Genomic DNA, 14,051 nt, shown 5'->3' with positions numbered 1-14,051 from the left:
GACTAGGCGAAAACGCAGGGTTGGCCCTCGGGCGCCAAATAAGATATATGCAACACCCATCACTCCCGGAGGACTAATGCAAGACCTAATGCTCAAGCAGGGCTCGGCACTCGACCGGTATTTCAAAATATCCGAGCGGGGGTCGAACGTCTCGCGCGAGATCCGCGGAGGGTTCGCCACGTTCTTCGCCATGAGCTACATCGTGGTGCTGAATCCGCTGATCCTCTCCGGGCCGGACTCCTCGGGCGCCACGCTGGGCTTCCCCGCCGTCGCCGCCGTCACCGCGTTCGTGGCCGGCATCCTGACCATCCTCATGGGCGCGTGGGCCAAGCATCCCTTCGCCCTGGCCACCGGGCTCGGCGTCAACGCGTTCGTCGCCGTCACGGTGGCCACGAACCCCGGCCTGACCTGGCCGGACATGATGGGCCTGGTGATGCTCTCGGGCATCACCATGCTGATCCTGGTCCTCACGGGCTTCCGGACGGCCGTGTTCAAGGCCGTACCCGAGGGGCTGAAGACCGCGATCGTGGTGGGCATCGGCCTGTTCATCGCCCTGATCGGTCTCGTCAATGCGGGCTTCGTGCGCCGCGTCCCCGATGTCGCCGGCACCACCGTCCCGGTCGGCCTGGGCTTCGACGGCAAGCTCCTGGGCTGGCCGACGTTCGTGTTCGTCTTCGGCCTGATCCTCACCATCGCGCTGGTGGTCCGCAAGGTCAAGGGCGCCATCCTGATCGGCATCGTGGCCTCGACCATCCTGTCCGTGATCCTGGAATCCATCCTGCACATCGGGCCCAGCTTTGACGGCAAGAACCACAACCCGCAGGGCTGGTCCCTCGTGGCACCGCAGTTCTCCGAGTGGGCGGCCCCGGACCTGTCCCTGATCGGCAAGGCCAACCCCTTCGGCGCCTTTGAACACCTCGGCTTCGTCGCGGCGACCCTGCTGGCGTTCGTGATCCTGCTCAGCATCTTCTTCGATGCCATGGGCACGATGGTTGGCCTGGCCACCGAGGCCGGCACCATCGACAAGGACGGCAACATCCCCGACGTCGACCGCGTGCTGCAGGTGGACGCCCTGGGCGCGATCATCGGCGGCGGCGCCTCCGTCTCCTCGAACCAGATCTACGTCGAGTCCGGTGCCGGCATCGGCGAAGGCGCACGCACCGGCCTGGCCTCGGTCGTCACCGGCCTGCTGTTCCTTGTGGCGATGTTCTTCACCCCGCTGATCAACCTCGTGCCGTTCGAGGCCGTGGCCCCCGCCCTCGTGGTGGTCGGCTTCATGATGGTCTCCCAGGTGGGCAAGATCGACTGGCAGGACTGGGGCATCGCCATCCCGGCCTTCCTGACCTTCACCCTCATGCCGTTCACGTACTCGATCGCCAACGGCCTGGGCGCGGGCTTCATCAGCTTCGTGCTGATCCGCCTGTTCGAGGGCCGGGCCCGCGAGGTGCACCCGCTCATGTGGGCCGTGGCGTCCGCGTTCCTGCTCTTCTTCGCGATCGGCCCGATCGAGGCCGTCCTGGGGATCCACTAACGCAGCCCCGCCCGCGGTCACGCCGCCGGGTGGGCCACGCCCACCCGGGCGTGGCCCACCCGGCGCTGCTTAACCGTTGTTAAGCTCAGTTTCCGGGATTCCGGACAGTCCGACGGCGGCCCGGCTGGTTTTCCGGCCCGGGCTGCGGTGAGCTAGGGGCATGGTTTCTCCCGCGCTCCCCGTTGATGTCCCGCCCCAGCCCTGGACCGGCAGGTTCGACGGCGACGGCGACGAGCACCGGCGCTGGTGGCAGGGGGTGACCCCCTACGCTCCCGGCACGGTTCCGGCGGGTGTCCCTGCTGCGCGCCCCGCCGTCATCCTCGGCTTCGGCAGCGACGCCGGGGTGCGGCGCAACAAGGGCCGGACCGGCGCCGCGGCCGCCCCCGCCGCCATCCGGGCCGCGCTCGGCCCGCTCGCGTTCCACCTGACGCGGGCCGTGCACGACGCCGGCGACGTCACCGTGGCCGGGGACGCGCTAGAGGCAGGACAGGCACGCGCCGGGCTCGCGATCACCAGTCTGCTCGACGCCGGCGGGCTTCCCGTGGTGCTCGGCGGCGGGCACGAGACCGCCTTTGCCAGCTATCTCGGCGTGGCCGGGTCGGCGGCCGTGCGCGAGGGCCTGAGCGTCGGCGTGCTGAATCTCGATGCGCACTTCGACCTCCGCGATGAGCCGGTGCCCAGCTCCGGCACGCCCTTCCTCCAGATGGCCCGCGCCGAAGCAGCCGCCGGCCGGGAGCTGCGCTACGCCGTCGTCGGGATTTCCGAGCCGAACAACACCCGGACGCTGTTCCGGACGGCAGACGAGCTCGGCGTGGACTATCTGCTGGACGAGGACTGCTCGGCGGACGCCGCGTACGCGTTTGTGGCAGCCTTCCTGGCACAGGTGGACGCTGTGTACCTGACCATCGACCTGGACGTGCTGCCGGCCTCCGTGGCCCCCGGGGTGAGCGCTCCCGCGGCCTTTGGTGTGCCGCTGCCGGTGATCAGCGCCGTGTGCCGCCAGGTGGCCGCGAGCGGGAAGCTCCTGCATCTGGATATCGCCGAGCTGAACCCGGAGTTCGACATCGACGGCCGCACCGCCAAAGTGGCGGCCCGGCTGGTCAATACGCTGCTGGGATAGGCGGCGGCCCGGACGTCAGGGTCTGTGCGAGCAGGGCCTGGGCGGACCAACGCATCGACGCCACAGCCTGTTCCTGCGTAAGACCGCCGATGTCCGTCAGCCAGACGAGGGCCTCAATCCCGATGGCACTGCGGATGGCCAGCGCTAGCGCCCGGATTTCAGGTCCGGACAGCTTCCGCTGGAGCGGCGCGAGTGCTTCCTCAAGCCAGGCGATCGCGCGCCCCTGCCGCAGCGGCAAGTCCGACTTTCCGCGGTCACGTTCCAGGGACAGCCTGAGCATGGTCCGCTGCTGCGCCTCGGTGGAGAGGATCAGCCGTGTGAACTCCAGCACGACGGCGTCGAGCCGCTCCGCTGGATCCTCGGGGGCATCCGCCGGCAGCAGGGACTGCCGGGCCGTTTCCGGGTGGGCTGCGGCGAGCAATTCCCGCTGGCTCGGGAAGTAGCGGTAGGCCGTGCTCCGGGCAATCCCGGCCGCTGCCGCGGTGCCGTCAACGGTGGGGGCGACCCCGTCCGCGACGGCCTCGCGGGCTGCAGCCAACAGGACCTCAAAAGTGCGGCGCTTCTGCCCCGTCCGGCCGGCGTCCTGATAGGGGGTTGACATGGATCTCATGGTACCCGAGTCTTGTCATGGGACACGCGTCCCATGTAGTCCTCGGCGAAGGGGCGATCTTATGGAAACGGCCAGCAACCCGGCAGCCATCATCCGCGCGGAAGACCAGGGCGAGCGCCGATGGTTTTTCGGCGGCGGAGTCCACACCTGGAAGGCCAGGGCGGAAGAGACCGCCGGGGCCTTCCTGCTGTTCGAGGACCAGATGTCCGGCGGGAAAATGACACCGCTGCACAGCCACCCCGATTCGGATGAAACCATGTACATCCTGGACGGCGAGATCCTCGTGCATATGGACGGGAGAGAGCACCGGATCGGCCCCGGCGGACTGGCCGTGGCCCCGCGGGGCGTTCCACACGCCTTCATGGTGGTCTCCGACTCCGCCCGGATGCTTTGCCTGCACACCCCCGGATGCTGCGAGGCCTTTTACTGGGACGCGAGCATACCCCTCTCCCCCGGCAACGATGCCGGGGACCCTGCCGGCGAATCCGTCGCGCCGGGCCTGGTTGACTTTGGCAGAGTCCAGGAGTCGGCACGTAAAAACGGCGGGATCGTGCTGCTGGGTCCGCCGCCGTTCACTGGGCACTGACAGCACCGCGCCCACATCTGGGCCCTGGGCCCCGAAACGCAGAAAGTCCCCGCCGTGGCGGGGACTTTCTGGTGAAAACGCTCAGCCTAGCTGCGGCGGACCTGCACGCCGTCGGACTGCAGGAAAAGCTGCGTTTCGGACGGCCCCGCGGGGACCAGCCAGAGCACATTCCCGCTTACCGAGACCTCTTCGACCTCACCGGCCGCAATGACCTGTGCGTGCTTGACAATTTCGACGCGTTCGCCGACCCGAAGGCCGCTCCAGTCGGAAACCGTAGCTGCGGATGCAAGGCGCCTGGACAGTACCGTGCCGCGTGCTTTCATAGAACTTCTACCCCTTTGTATGTGTTCTTTGCCACAACTTCGTTGGTGTGGACTCTCCATTTGTACTACAGTTCCCGGGCCCCCGCCGTCCGTGTCGCCAAAGATTTCGGGGGCGCCGGGAATTGTTCAGCTGCCCTGCATTTTGTTTCTTCTCAGGCGAGATTTCCGACGGCGGATTCGGCCGCCGCCCGGACCTTGCCCGAGGCCACGAGGACATCCGCCGCTTCGAGCTCCGGTGACAGGAACCTGTCGGTGCCCGGACCGTCGACGACGTCGCGCAGCGCGGCGATCACGGCCGCGCCCGCAGGTCCCGGCGTGAGTTCGCCGCCGGAGAGCTGGGTGCGGATGTCCAGCGCCCGGGCCGAGGTCACCAGTTCGATCGCCAGGACCCGGCGCAGGTTCTCCACCGAGCGGCGGAGCTTGCGGGCCGCGTGCCAGCCCATGGAGACGTGGTCCTCCTGCATCGCCGAGCTCGGGATCGAGTCCACCGACGCCGGGACGGCCAGCCGCTTGTTGTCCGAGACCAGGCCGGCCTGCGTGTACTGGGCGATCATGAGGCCCGAGTCGACGCCGGGGTCCGAGGCCAGGAAGGCGGGCAGCCCGTGCGAGCGGGCCGGGTCCAGCATCCGGTCGGTCCGGCGCTCGGCGATGGAGCTCAGGTCCGCGACGGCGATCGCCAGGAAGTCCAGCACGTAGGCCACCGGGGCGCCGTGGAAGTTGCCGTTGGAGCTGACCCGGCCGTCGGGCAGGACCACCGGGTTGTCGATCGCGGCGGCCAGTTCGCGGGAGGCGACCAGGGCGGCATGGTCCACGGTGTCGCGGACGGCGCCGGCCACCTGGGGTGCGCAGCGCAGCGAGTAGGCGTCCTGGACCTTGGTGTCGTTGATCCGGTGCGAGGCCACGATCGGGGAGTTGGACAGCACACGGAGCATGTTGTCCGCGGCGGCGGCCTGGCCTGGGTGCGGGCGCAGCGCCGCGTGCAGCTCCGGCAGGAACACCTGGTCGGTGCCGAGCAGCGCCTCGACGCTGAGCGCGGCGGTGATGTCCGCCGTCGTAAGCAGCTGGCGGATGTCCGCGATGGCCATCAGCAGCATGCCGAGCATGCCCTCGGTGCCGTTGACGAGGGCCAGGCCCTCCTTTTCGGCCAGCGTGACGGGTTCGATGCCGTGCGCGGCGAGGAGCTCAGCGACCGGGCGGGCATCCTTGCTCCCGTACAGTGTGCCGTCGGGGCCGGTCGCCTCGCCTTCGCCCATCAGGACCAGGGCGCAGTGGGACAGCGGCGCGAGGTCGCCCGAGCAGCCAAGGGAGCCGAATTCGCGGACCACCGGGGTGATGCCGGCGTTGAGCACGTCCACCATGGTCTGCAGCACCACCGGGCGGACGCCGGTGCGGCCGGAGGCCAGGGTTTTGGCGCGCAGGAACATGATGCCGCGGACCACTTCGCGTTCCACGGCCGGGCCCATGCCGGCGGCGTGGCTGCGGATCAGGGATTTCTGCAGCTGGGTGCGCAGCTCGTTGGGGATGTGCCGGTTGGCCAGCGCCCCGAAGCCGGTGGAGATCCCGTAGGCCGGGACCTCGCTGTGGGCGAGGTCGTCGATGTGGGCACGGACCTTGGCGACGGCGTCCAGGGCGTCCTGGGCGATGGTGACGTGGGCGTCGTGGCGGGCGACGGCGACGACGTCTTCGGGGGTGACACCGCTGGAGCCGAGGGTGACGGTGAGCGGTGAATGCGTGGTGATAGTCATGGTGAAGTCCTACTTCGTTTCGTTCATCGGGATGCGGACGCCGCGTTCCTTGGCGACTTCGACGGCGCGGTCGTAGCCGGCGTCGGCGTGGCGGATGACGCCCATGCCGGGATCGTTGGTCAGGAGGCGCGCGAGCTTTTCCGCGGCGAGGTCGGTGCCGTCGGCGACGGAGACCTGGCCGGCGTGGATGGAGCGGCCGATGCCGACCCCGCCGCCGTGGTGGATGGAAACCCAGGTGGCGCCGGAGGCCGTGTTGAGAAGGGCGTTGAGCAGCGGCCAGTCGGCGATCGCGTCGGAGCCGTCGGCCATGGCCTCGGTCTCGCGGTACGGGGAGGCGACGGAGCCGGAGTCGAGGTGGTCGCGGCCGATCACGATGGGCGCCTTGACCTTGCCCTCCTTGACGAGCTGGTTGAACAGCAGGCCGGCCTTGGCGCGTTCGCCATAGCCGAGCCAGCAGATGCGGGCCGGCAGGCCTTCGAACTCGACCCGTTCGGCGGCGGCATCGAGCCAGCGGTGCAGGTGCTTGTTCTCGGGGAAGAGCTCTTTGATGGCCTTGTCCGTGACTGCGATGTCCTCGGGGTCGCCGGAGAGGGCCACCCAGCGGAACGGGCCGAGGCCCTCGCAGAACAGCGGCCGGATGTAGGCCGGGACGAAGCCGGGGAATTCGAAGGCGCGGTTGTAGCCGCCCTTGCGGGCCTCGTCGCGGATGGAGTTGCCGTAGTCGAAGACCTCGGCGCCGGCGTCCTGGAACTCGACCATCGCCTGGACGTGCTTGGCCATCGAGGCCTGGGCCTTCTTGGTGAAGCCCTCGGGATCTGCCGCAGCCTCGCTGTGCCATTCCTCCACCGTGATGCCCTCGGGCAGGTAGCTCAGGGGGTCGTGCGCGGAGGTCTGGTCCGTGACGATGTCGACGGTGAGCTCGCCGGCGTTGTGGCGGCGCAGGATCTCGGGGAAGACCTCGGCGGCGTTGCCGACGTAGCCCACGGACCAGCCGCGGCGTTCTTCCTTGGCCTTCAGGACCTTGGCGATCGCGGCGTCGAGATCAGTTTCGACCTCGTCGAGGTAGCGCTTCCCGGCCCGGCGGCGCAGGCGGGTCTCGTCGACGTCGACAATCAGGCAGGCGCCGTCGTTCAGGGTGACGGCGAGCGGCTGGGCGCCGCCCATGCCGCCGCAGCCGCCGGTGAGGGTCAGGGTGCCGGCGAGCGTGCCGTTCTCGTCCCCGGTGAGCTTACGGGCGATCGCGGCGAAGGTCTCGAAGGTGCCCTGCAGGATGCCCTGGGTGCCGATATAGATCCAGGACCCGGCGGTCATCTGGCCGTACATCATCAGGCCCTCGGCCTCGAGCCGGCGGAACTCGGGCCAGTTCGCCCAGTCGCCGACGAGGTTGGAGTTTGCCAGCAGCACGCGCGGTGCCCATTCGTTGGTGCGGAAGACGCCAACCGGCTTGCCGGACTGGACCAGCAGGGTCTCGTCCTTTTCCATGGTTTCCAGGGTGCGGGTGATGGCGTCGAACGCGGCCCAGGACCGGACGGCGCGGCCGGTGCCGCCGTAGACCACCAGGTCATCGGGGCGCTCGGCGACCTCGGGATCGAGGTTGTTCATGAGCATGCGCAGCGGGGCTTCCGTCTGCCAGCTCTTGGCGGTGAGCTCGGTGCCGCGGGCTGCTTTGACCGGGCGGGCACCGGTGGTGAAATCGGCGGGTGCCATGAGGGTCTCCTTTGTCGCTGGATATGTGGCCGGATGATGTCTGTTCGGACTGGTGTCCTGGTGTATCCGGAGGAATGAGGTTCTGTATCAACTAAAGCCCCTTCGCGGCCGCGGAAACAGGCCTGCCGGAGGGGTGCTGTCCGGGATTCCAGACCCTTCCCCTCCCCCGTTGCGCTATCACTTCCGGTTGCCAAAAAGGGCGAATGGGAGCCCTAAGTGACAGCGCAACCGGGGGTGGGGTGGGATGGGGCAACCGGTCAGGCGGGACGGCCGTGGATCCGGACCGAGAGCTCGTTGGCGACCTTCTGGACCCGGGCGGCCAGGACCGGCCACTGATCCGCGGGCAGCTTGTCCTCCAGGAACGTCACGGCGACGGCGGCGGTGGGCCACCCCACGTGGTCGGTCACGGCGGCGGCGATCGAACCGAATCCGGGCGTGACCTCGCCGTGTTCGGTGGCGTAGCCGCGCTGGCGGACCTGGTCCAGATGCGAAGACAGCGCGGAGTACTTCATGATGGGCGATTCGGTTTCGTGCCGGGCCGTGAAGGCGGCAGCGTTCGGGTACAGCGCCCGCACCTGCGACTTCGGCAGCGCGGCGAGGATGGCCCGCCCGCTGGCCGTGAGATGGCTGGGCAGCCGGACGCCGACGTCGGTCACCAGGGACGGCCGGTTCTTGGCCCGCTCCTCCACGATGTAGAGCACGTCGCGGCCGTGCAGCACCGCCAGGTGCGCGCTTTCGCCGATCACGTCCACGAGCGAGGCGAGCATCGGCCGGCCCAGCCGGGACAGCGGCTCCTGCCGGGAGTAGGCCGAGCTGAGTTCGAATGCGCTGATGCCCAGGCCGTAGCGCTGCTCCTCGTGCAGGTGCAGCACGAAGCCGTTCGCCTCCATCACCCCGAGCAGGTGGTAGACGCTGGAGCGCGGCAGTCCCAGCGCGGTGGCAATGTTCGACGCCGCCATCGGCCCGCGCCGGGAGGCCAGCAGCTTGAGGATGCGCAGCGTGTTCTCGGCGGCCGGCACCTTCGACGCCGCCTTGGTTCCGGCGGCCCGGTGGACGGCCTTGGGCGCGGGTGTGTCAGGCGCTGCGGACAAAGTCGCGGCGGACTGCGCCGGAGTCGCGTCGGTCGCAGCCGACAAAGTCTCGGCGGCGGGGCTCACGGCAGTACTGGTGGGTGGCATGGATCCTCTTCAGGGTCGGTGGTGTCCGGTATCCCGTACTTAAGCATGCGCCCGGCGACGGTCAACCGACAGCCTCGCACAGGAACGGCTGTCTGGAATGCCGGACAAAGGCCACATACCTGCGGCGGGCCTTCCGCCCCTAGCCCGGCCAGCCCCCCGGTGTTCCGATGAATGTGGGCGCCGGCTTCCCCGTGGTATGCCCGGTCATTGGAACCAGCCCGTCGCCGGCTGAGCCCCATGCGGGATGGTTCCGGAGGGAAGGCACAGACGTGGATGCAGCGCTGTCGGGCAGGGTCGCCCTGGTTGCCGGGGCCACGCGCGGCGCCGGCCGCGGCACCGCCGTCGCCCTCGGCGAGGCAGGAGCGGTGGTGTACTGCACCGGCCGCACGACCTCCCGCCACCGTTCGGACTACAACCGGCCCGAGACGATCGAGGAGACGTCCGGGCTTGTCAGCACCGCTGGCGGCACTGGAATCGCCATCGAGGTCGATCACCGCCAGGCTGCGGAGGTGGAAGCCCTCGTGCAGCGGATCGACGCCGAGCAGGGCCGCCTGGACATCCTTGTCAACGACATCTGGGGCGGCGAGGACTTCATCGAATGGAACACCCCGCTCTGGGCCCACGATCTGAATGCCGGACTGCAGATGCTCCACCTCGGTCTGGACACCCACCTCATCACAAGCCACTTCGCGCTGCCGCTGCTCACCCGCCGCCCCGGCGGCCTGGTGGTGGAGATGACCGACGGCACCCGCGAGTACAACGCACAGCACTACCGGGTCTCCGTCTTTTACGACCTCGTCAAGACCGCGGTGCTCCGCCTGGCGTTCAGCCAGGCGGAGGAGCTGAGATCCTCCGGCTGCGCGGCGGTGGCGCTGACGCCCGGCTGGATGCGTTCGGAGATGATGCTCGAACACTTTGGCGTCACCGAGGCAAACTGGCGGGAGGCCGCCGGGACGCAGCCGCACTTTGCCGCGATCTCGGAAAGCCCGCTGTTCGTCGGGCGTGCGGTCGCGGCCCTGGCGGCGGACCCCCACGTGCTCAGCCGCACGGGCGGCTCGTATTCGTCCGGCGCGCTGGCCCGCGAGTACGGCTTCACCGACACCGACGGCTCGCAGCCGGACTGCTGGAGGTACCTCGTTGAGGTCCAGGAAGCAGGACTCGACGCCGACGCCTCCGGATACCGCTGACATCCGGCCGTTCCGTGTCACGGACAACCGGCGGCGGGAAAGACTACGATCGGGTTCATGAAGCACACGTGGGAAACTTCCGCGGACGGCATCATGGCTCTTCCGTCCGGCCGGCTCATTCGTGGGCGCGGCCTGCACTATCCGCTTCCGGCCGGGCCGTTTCCCGAGTTCGGCGTGTACCTGCTGGGCAAGCAGCCGCCGCCCGTGGGGTGGGAGTCCCGATGGGTGCCCTGGCCCGACCTTCGGCTGCCGGTCGACCAGCCGGATGCCCTCGAGGCGTTCCGGGAGGCCTGGCGCCGGGCCGAGACCGAACGGGTTGAAGTGGCCTGCTGGCGCGGGATCGGCAGGACCGGCACCGCACTGGCCTGCATCGCGATCCTGGACGGAGTCCCGCCCGGCCAGGCAGTGTCCTACGTCCGCCGCCAGTACCGGCGCCGGACAGTGGAAACTCCCTGGCAGCGGCAGTACGTGACCCGCTTCCGGACCGGAACGCCCTAGGCGGCTCCGCCCAAAACCGTGACGCCCGGCCAACCGGCAAGCGGGCTCAAATGATGACGACGGCCTGCCCGCGGAGGTGCCCATCACGCAGGTCCCGGATTGCCGCCGGCGCGTCCGCCAGGGCGTAGCTCTTGCCGATGACCGGGGTCACCGCGCCCGCCCCGATGAGCCCGGTCAGGAACCGGAGGTCCTCCGCCCGCTCTGCAGCCATGACGCCTCTGAGCCGCTGGCCGACAAACACGGAGAGCAGCCCGGCGCCGAGTGAGCGTTGAAATCCGCCCGCCAGCCGCCCTCCGCCTTCCCCACCGACGATCGCGAGCGTGCCCTTAGGCTTGAGCGCCCGCCGCAGGACGGTGAGCGGGCGGTTGCCGGCGGTGTCCACAATGAGGTCGAATTGCCGGGATCCGTCCGCGAAATCGTCATGTGTGTAGTCGATGACGTGGTCCGCGCCGATGGAGCGGACCAGATCGGTTTTCGCGGTGCTGCACACCCCCGTCACCTGCGCCCCGAACGCCTTGGCGAGCTGTACGGCGTACGCGCCGACACCGCCGGCCGCGCCGATGACGAGGACCTCCTGCCCGGCCTGGATCCTGCCGGCGTTCCGGAGCGCCTGCAGGGCCGTGACGGCCGAGATCGGGACGGCGGCGGCCTGTTCGAAGCTGAGGTTTTTCGGCTTCAGCGCGAGCCGGCCTTCTTTTGCGCACGCGTATTCGGCGAAGGATCCCTCGCAGGTGCCGTACACCTCATCCCCGGTCCGGAAGCCGACGATATTCCGGCCGACAGCCTCCACCCGGCCGGCCACGGCCCGGCCCCGGATCCGGGTCTTCGGTTTCCTGAGCCCGTAGCCGACCACGCGGGTCAGGTACGGAAGGCCCGTCATGAGGTGCCAGACGCCCTGGTCGACGCCGGCGGCCCGGACCCGGATCAGCACGTCGTCGTCGCCGGGCACGGGGGCGTCGACGTCGCGCAGTTCCAGCACCTCAACGGAACCGTAAACATCCTGGACGATCGCTTTCATGGTGCTTCTCCTCTGGGTCAGCTCGCCATTCCGTAACCGCAGGCGCCGGGCGACACCTTGAATGTGAAGAAATCCTGACATGTTGTCAAGCTCTTTCGCCGCTCCCCCGCCGGTTGGGGTTCGACGGCGGCGGCGGCCGGCTCCGCGCGCGGGGGCGCCGCACAGTCTGAAATCAAAGACACGAAGTTCCCGTGAGACTCCTCACAGCAAGGCCGGACATGGTCTGCTGGATGGCGATCCCCCTCCCAATGACGAGAAGGTATTCGCATGCAACAAGCCCAAACCGCTACGAAGGCGGCTCCTGCCGAGGCCGGCACCGGCAGCGCTGCCACCGCCGTCGGCGCAGCCGTCGACTCCGTACTCAGCCGGGGACTCAACGTCCGCCACATCCGCTTCATGGCGCTGGGCTCGGCGATCGGCACGGGGCTGTTCTACGGCTCCGCCTCCGCCATCCAGAAGGCCGGGCCCGCCGTCTTGTTGGCCTACATGATCGGCGGCGCCGCGGTCTTCATGGTGATGCGCGCCCTCGGCGAGATGGCGGTGCGGCATCCGGTGTCCGGGTCCTTCGGCCAGTACGCGAGCCGCTACTTGGGACCGCTGGCCGGGTTTGTGACCGGTTGGACTTACGTCTTTGAGATGGCGATCGTGGCCATCGCGGATGTCACGGCGTTCAGCATCTACATGGGATTCTGGTTCCCCGGCGTGGAGCGCTGGGTCTGGATTCTGGCCATCATCTTCTTCCTGGCTGCCCTGAACCTGCTCAGCGTCAAGGTGTTCGGCGAGCTGGAATTCTGGTTCTCCCTGATCAAGGTGGCGGCCATCATCGCCATGATCGCGGGCGGGGCGGCGATCATCGTCTTCGGTTTCCAGGCCGGCGGCGCCACCGTGGCACCAGGGCTCGGCAACCTCGTGGACCACGGAGGCCTGTTCCCGAACGGATTCGAAGGACTCCTTGCCTCCTTCGCCGTGGTGATGTTCGCGTTTGGCGGCGTGGAGACCCTCGGCATCACCGCCGGTGAGGCCGCCGATCCGAAAAAGGTCATCCCCAAGGCCGTCAACACCGTGCCCGTCCGGGTCCTGCTGTTCTATGTGCTGACCCTCGGCGTGCTGATGAGCCTGTTCCCGTGGGACGAAATTGGCAGCAACGGCAGCCCTTTCGTGCAGATCTTCAGCGGCCTGGGCATCCCCGCCGCACCCCACATCCTCAACGCCGTGGTGATCACGGCGGCGCTCTCGGCAGTCAACAGCGACATCTTCGGCGCCGGCCGGATCCTCTTCGGCTTGGCCCGGCAGGGCCACGCACCGGCGAGCTTCGGCAAGGTTTCCCGTCACGGGGTGCCGTGGATGACCGTGGTAATGATGACCGGCATCCTGCTGGTGGGGGTGGTGCTGAACGCCGTGATCCCGGAAGACGTCTTCCTGCTGATCGCCTCGATCGCCACCTTCGCGACCGTCTGGGTCTGGGCCATGATCCTGGCCTCCCATGTCGCCATGAAACGCGAGATCGCCCGCAAGTGCCTGCCGGCGTCGGAGTTCCCGTCGCCGTGGTGGCCCGCCGCCTCCATACTGACGATCGCGTTCATGGCCCTGGTGATCGTGATTCTGGGTGCCTTCGAGGACACCCGGGTGGCGCTGTACGTGGGCGCCGCCTGGCTGGGCGTCCTGGTGCTCGCTTACCGCCTCTGGGTCCGCGGCCACGGCCGGGCGCGGGCGGAACTGGTCGACGAAACCGCCCAGCTCCCGCAGGTTCCCGCCGGGCGGTGATGGTGCCTCGCCCCCAAGGGATTAAGACGCTCCCGGGCGGGCCCTCACGGGGTTAGGATCAGGCATGGTCCCCGCCACCAACCTCTTGGCCTTTGCCCTTGCCGCCCTCGTGCTCATCGCCATCCCGGGGCCCAGCGTGCTGTTCGTGATCGGACGGACGTTGGCCCTGGGACGCAGGGGCGGGCTGTTGAGCGTTCTGGGAAACGCGGCCGGAGAGGTGGTGCAGATCGCCGCCGTGGCCCTGGGCGTCGGCGTGGTGCTGGCGCAGTCCCTGCTGCTGTTCAGCGTAGTGAAATTCGCCGGCGCCGCCTATCTGGTCTACCTCGGGATCCAGGCGATCCGGCACCGCGGCGGCGGCGCGGCGACGGCGTCGACCTCGAACCCGGCCTCGACCGCCCGCGTGCTCCGGGAGGGCTTCATCGTCGGCGCGACCAACCCCAAGTCGATTGTGTTCTTCGTGGCCGTGCTTCCCCAGTTCGTGGACTACTCGGCCGGAGCGATTCCTGTGCAGCTCGCCACCTTGGGTGCGGTCTTCCTGCTCATTGCCCTGGTCTCGGACAGCACGTGGTCCCTCGCGGCCGGGACGGCCCGGCACTGGTTTGCCCGCTCCCCCCGGCGGATCGCCGCTCTCAGCACCACCGGCGGCGTGATGATGATCGGGCTGGGCGGCACGCTGGCCCTGACAGGCACCAAGGACTAGCGCGCTGCTCCAGCCGCTCAACTCCAGCAGCACAACGCGGGGTCAATTAGCGCCCATTAATGCCCTCTGAATGGGCCGTAGCTG

General features: G+C 68.8%; 13 protein-coding genes. 7 read left to right on the top strand and 6 right to left on the bottom strand.

Going from position 1 to position 14,051, the window contains the following annotated elements; all coding sequences use genetic code 11:
• Nucleotides 1–88 precede the first annotated feature (88 nt).
• Complete coding sequence (locus tag AC1DDH_RS05470; protein WP_223915341.1) at nt 89–1,531, top strand: NCS2 family permease; 1,443 nt, start codon at nt 89–91, stop codon at nt 1,529–1,531.
• 160 nt (nt 1,532–1,691) lie between these two features.
• Nucleotides 1,692–2,651 carry a formimidoylglutamase gene (gene hutG, locus AC1DDH_RS05465; protein WP_476849831.1) on the top strand — a complete coding sequence of 320 codons (960 nt, stop codon included), beginning with the start codon at nt 1,692–1,694 and terminating at the stop codon, nt 2,649–2,651.
• On the opposite strand, the gene AC1DDH_RS05460 is transcribed toward hutG, so the two are convergent.
• Complete coding sequence (locus tag AC1DDH_RS05460) at nt 2,632–3,252, bottom strand: TetR/AcrR family transcriptional regulator (RefSeq protein WP_476954994.1); 621 nt, start codon at nt 3,250–3,252, stop codon at nt 2,632–2,634. The genes hutG and AC1DDH_RS05460 overlap by 20 nt on opposite strands.
• Nucleotides 3,253–3,322: 70 nt before the next feature.
• Between AC1DDH_RS05460 and AC1DDH_RS05455 the strand changes: the two genes are divergently transcribed.
• Complete coding sequence (locus tag AC1DDH_RS05455) at nt 3,323–3,847, top strand: cupin domain-containing protein (RefSeq protein WP_476856175.1); 525 nt, start codon at nt 3,323–3,325, stop codon at nt 3,845–3,847.
• 86 nt (nt 3,848–3,933) lie between these two features.
• On the opposite strand, the gene AC1DDH_RS05450 is transcribed toward AC1DDH_RS05455, so the two are convergent.
• The 4 genes from AC1DDH_RS05450 to AC1DDH_RS05435 all read right to left on the bottom strand — a co-directional run bounded on the left by AC1DDH_RS05450 (nt 3,934) and on the right by AC1DDH_RS05435 (nt 8,800).
• A complete protein-coding gene (locus tag AC1DDH_RS05450; RefSeq protein ID WP_018774814.1) occupies nt 3,934–4,170 on the bottom strand; it encodes a hypothetical protein in 237 nt (78 codons plus the stop codon).
• A gap of 152 nt (nt 4,171–4,322) precedes the next feature.
• Entirely contained in the window at nt 4,323–5,915 is a 1,593-nt protein-coding gene (hutH, locus tag AC1DDH_RS05445) for a histidine ammonia-lyase (RefSeq protein ID WP_476859458.1), read from the bottom strand.
• A gap of 9 nt (nt 5,916–5,924) precedes the next feature.
• Nucleotides 5,925–7,622, bottom strand: coding sequence for a urocanate hydratase (hutU, locus tag AC1DDH_RS05440; protein WP_223914611.1), 1,698 nt, complete (start codon nt 7,620–7,622; stop codon nt 5,925–5,927).
• A gap of 257 nt (nt 7,623–7,879) precedes the next feature.
• The gene (locus AC1DDH_RS05435; protein WP_476849836.1) at nt 7,880–8,800 is read right to left on the bottom strand and encodes an IclR family transcriptional regulator; all 921 of its coding nucleotides are present in this window, start codon (nt 8,798–8,800) and stop codon (nt 7,880–7,882) included.
• 269 nt (nt 8,801–9,069) lie between these two features.
• Here AC1DDH_RS05435 and AC1DDH_RS05430 point away from each other — a divergent pair, with 269 nt between their 5' ends.
• Both AC1DDH_RS05430 and AC1DDH_RS05425 read left to right on the top strand, forming a co-directional pair.
• Nucleotides 9,070–9,987: an SDR family oxidoreductase gene (locus tag AC1DDH_RS05430; protein ID WP_230007228.1), complete on the top strand. Its 918-nt coding sequence runs from the start codon at nt 9,070–9,072 to the stop codon at nt 9,985–9,987.
• Nucleotides 9,988–10,044: 57 nt separating this feature from the next.
• On the top strand, nt 10,045–10,485 hold the full coding sequence (locus AC1DDH_RS05425) for a protein-tyrosine phosphatase family protein (protein WP_230007227.1): 441 nt from the start codon (nt 10,045–10,047) through the stop codon (nt 10,483–10,485).
• A 46-nt stretch (nt 10,486–10,531) separates the two neighbouring features.
• On the opposite strand, the gene AC1DDH_RS05420 is transcribed toward AC1DDH_RS05425, so the two are convergent.
• Nucleotides 10,532–11,503, bottom strand: a complete 972-nt coding sequence (locus AC1DDH_RS05420) for an NAD(P)-dependent alcohol dehydrogenase (protein WP_476954993.1) — start codon at nt 11,501–11,503, stop codon at nt 10,532–10,534.
• A 267-nt stretch (nt 11,504–11,770) separates the two neighbouring features.
• Here AC1DDH_RS05420 and AC1DDH_RS05415 point away from each other — a divergent pair, with 267 nt between their 5' ends.
• Complete coding sequence (locus tag AC1DDH_RS05415; protein WP_230007225.1) at nt 11,771–13,267, top strand: amino acid permease; 1,497 nt, start codon at nt 11,771–11,773, stop codon at nt 13,265–13,267.
• A 64-nt stretch (nt 13,268–13,331) separates the two neighbouring features.
• Nucleotides 13,332–13,967 carry a LysE family translocator gene (locus AC1DDH_RS05410; protein ID WP_230007224.1) on the top strand — a complete coding sequence of 212 codons (636 nt, stop codon included), beginning with the start codon at nt 13,332–13,334 and terminating at the stop codon, nt 13,965–13,967.
• The last annotated feature ends 84 nt before the right edge of the window (nt 13,968–14,051 follow it).

This window comes from Arthrobacter sp. 10T425, from assembly GCF_056393985.1.
The sequence above is the reverse complement of the archived record's forward strand: the minus strand, read 5'-3'. Positions and strand labels throughout refer to the sequence as shown.

Coding starts and splice junctions, on each gene's coding strand:
- AC1DDH_RS05455 (WP_476856175.1), top strand. CDS start 3,323: ATGGAAACGGCCAGCAACCCGGCAGCCATCATCCGCGCGGAAGACCAG.
- AC1DDH_RS05415 (WP_230007225.1), top strand. CDS start 11,771: ATGCAACAAGCCCAAACCGCTACGAAGGCGGCTCCTGCCGAGGCCGGC.
- AC1DDH_RS05460 (WP_476954994.1), bottom strand. CDS start 3,252: ATGTCAACCCCCTATCAGGACGCCGGCCGGACGGGGCAGAAGCGCCGC.
- hutH (WP_476859458.1), bottom strand. CDS start 5,915: ATGACTATCACCACGCATTCACCGCTCACCGTCACCCTCGGCTCCAGC.
- AC1DDH_RS05420 (WP_476954993.1), bottom strand. CDS start 11,503: ATGAAAGCGATCGTCCAGGATGTTTACGGTTCCGTTGAGGTGCTGGAA.
- AC1DDH_RS05425 (WP_230007227.1), top strand. CDS start 10,045: ATGAAGCACACGTGGGAAACTTCCGCGGACGGCATCATGGCTCTTCCG.
- AC1DDH_RS05450 (WP_018774814.1), bottom strand. CDS start 4,170: ATGAAAGCACGCGGCACGGTACTGTCCAGGCGCCTTGCATCCGCAGCT.
- AC1DDH_RS05435 (WP_476849836.1), bottom strand. CDS start 8,800: ATGCCACCCACCAGTACTGCCGTGAGCCCCGCCGCCGAGACTTTGTCG.
- AC1DDH_RS05470 (WP_223915341.1), top strand. CDS start 89: ATGCTCAAGCAGGGCTCGGCACTCGACCGGTATTTCAAAATATCCGAG.
- hutG (WP_476849831.1), top strand. CDS start 1,692: ATGGTTTCTCCCGCGCTCCCCGTTGATGTCCCGCCCCAGCCCTGGACC.
- hutU (WP_223914611.1), bottom strand. CDS start 7,622: ATGGCACCCGCCGATTTCACCACCGGTGCCCGCCCGGTCAAAGCAGCC.
- AC1DDH_RS05410 (WP_230007224.1), top strand. CDS start 13,332: ATGGTCCCCGCCACCAACCTCTTGGCCTTTGCCCTTGCCGCCCTCGTG.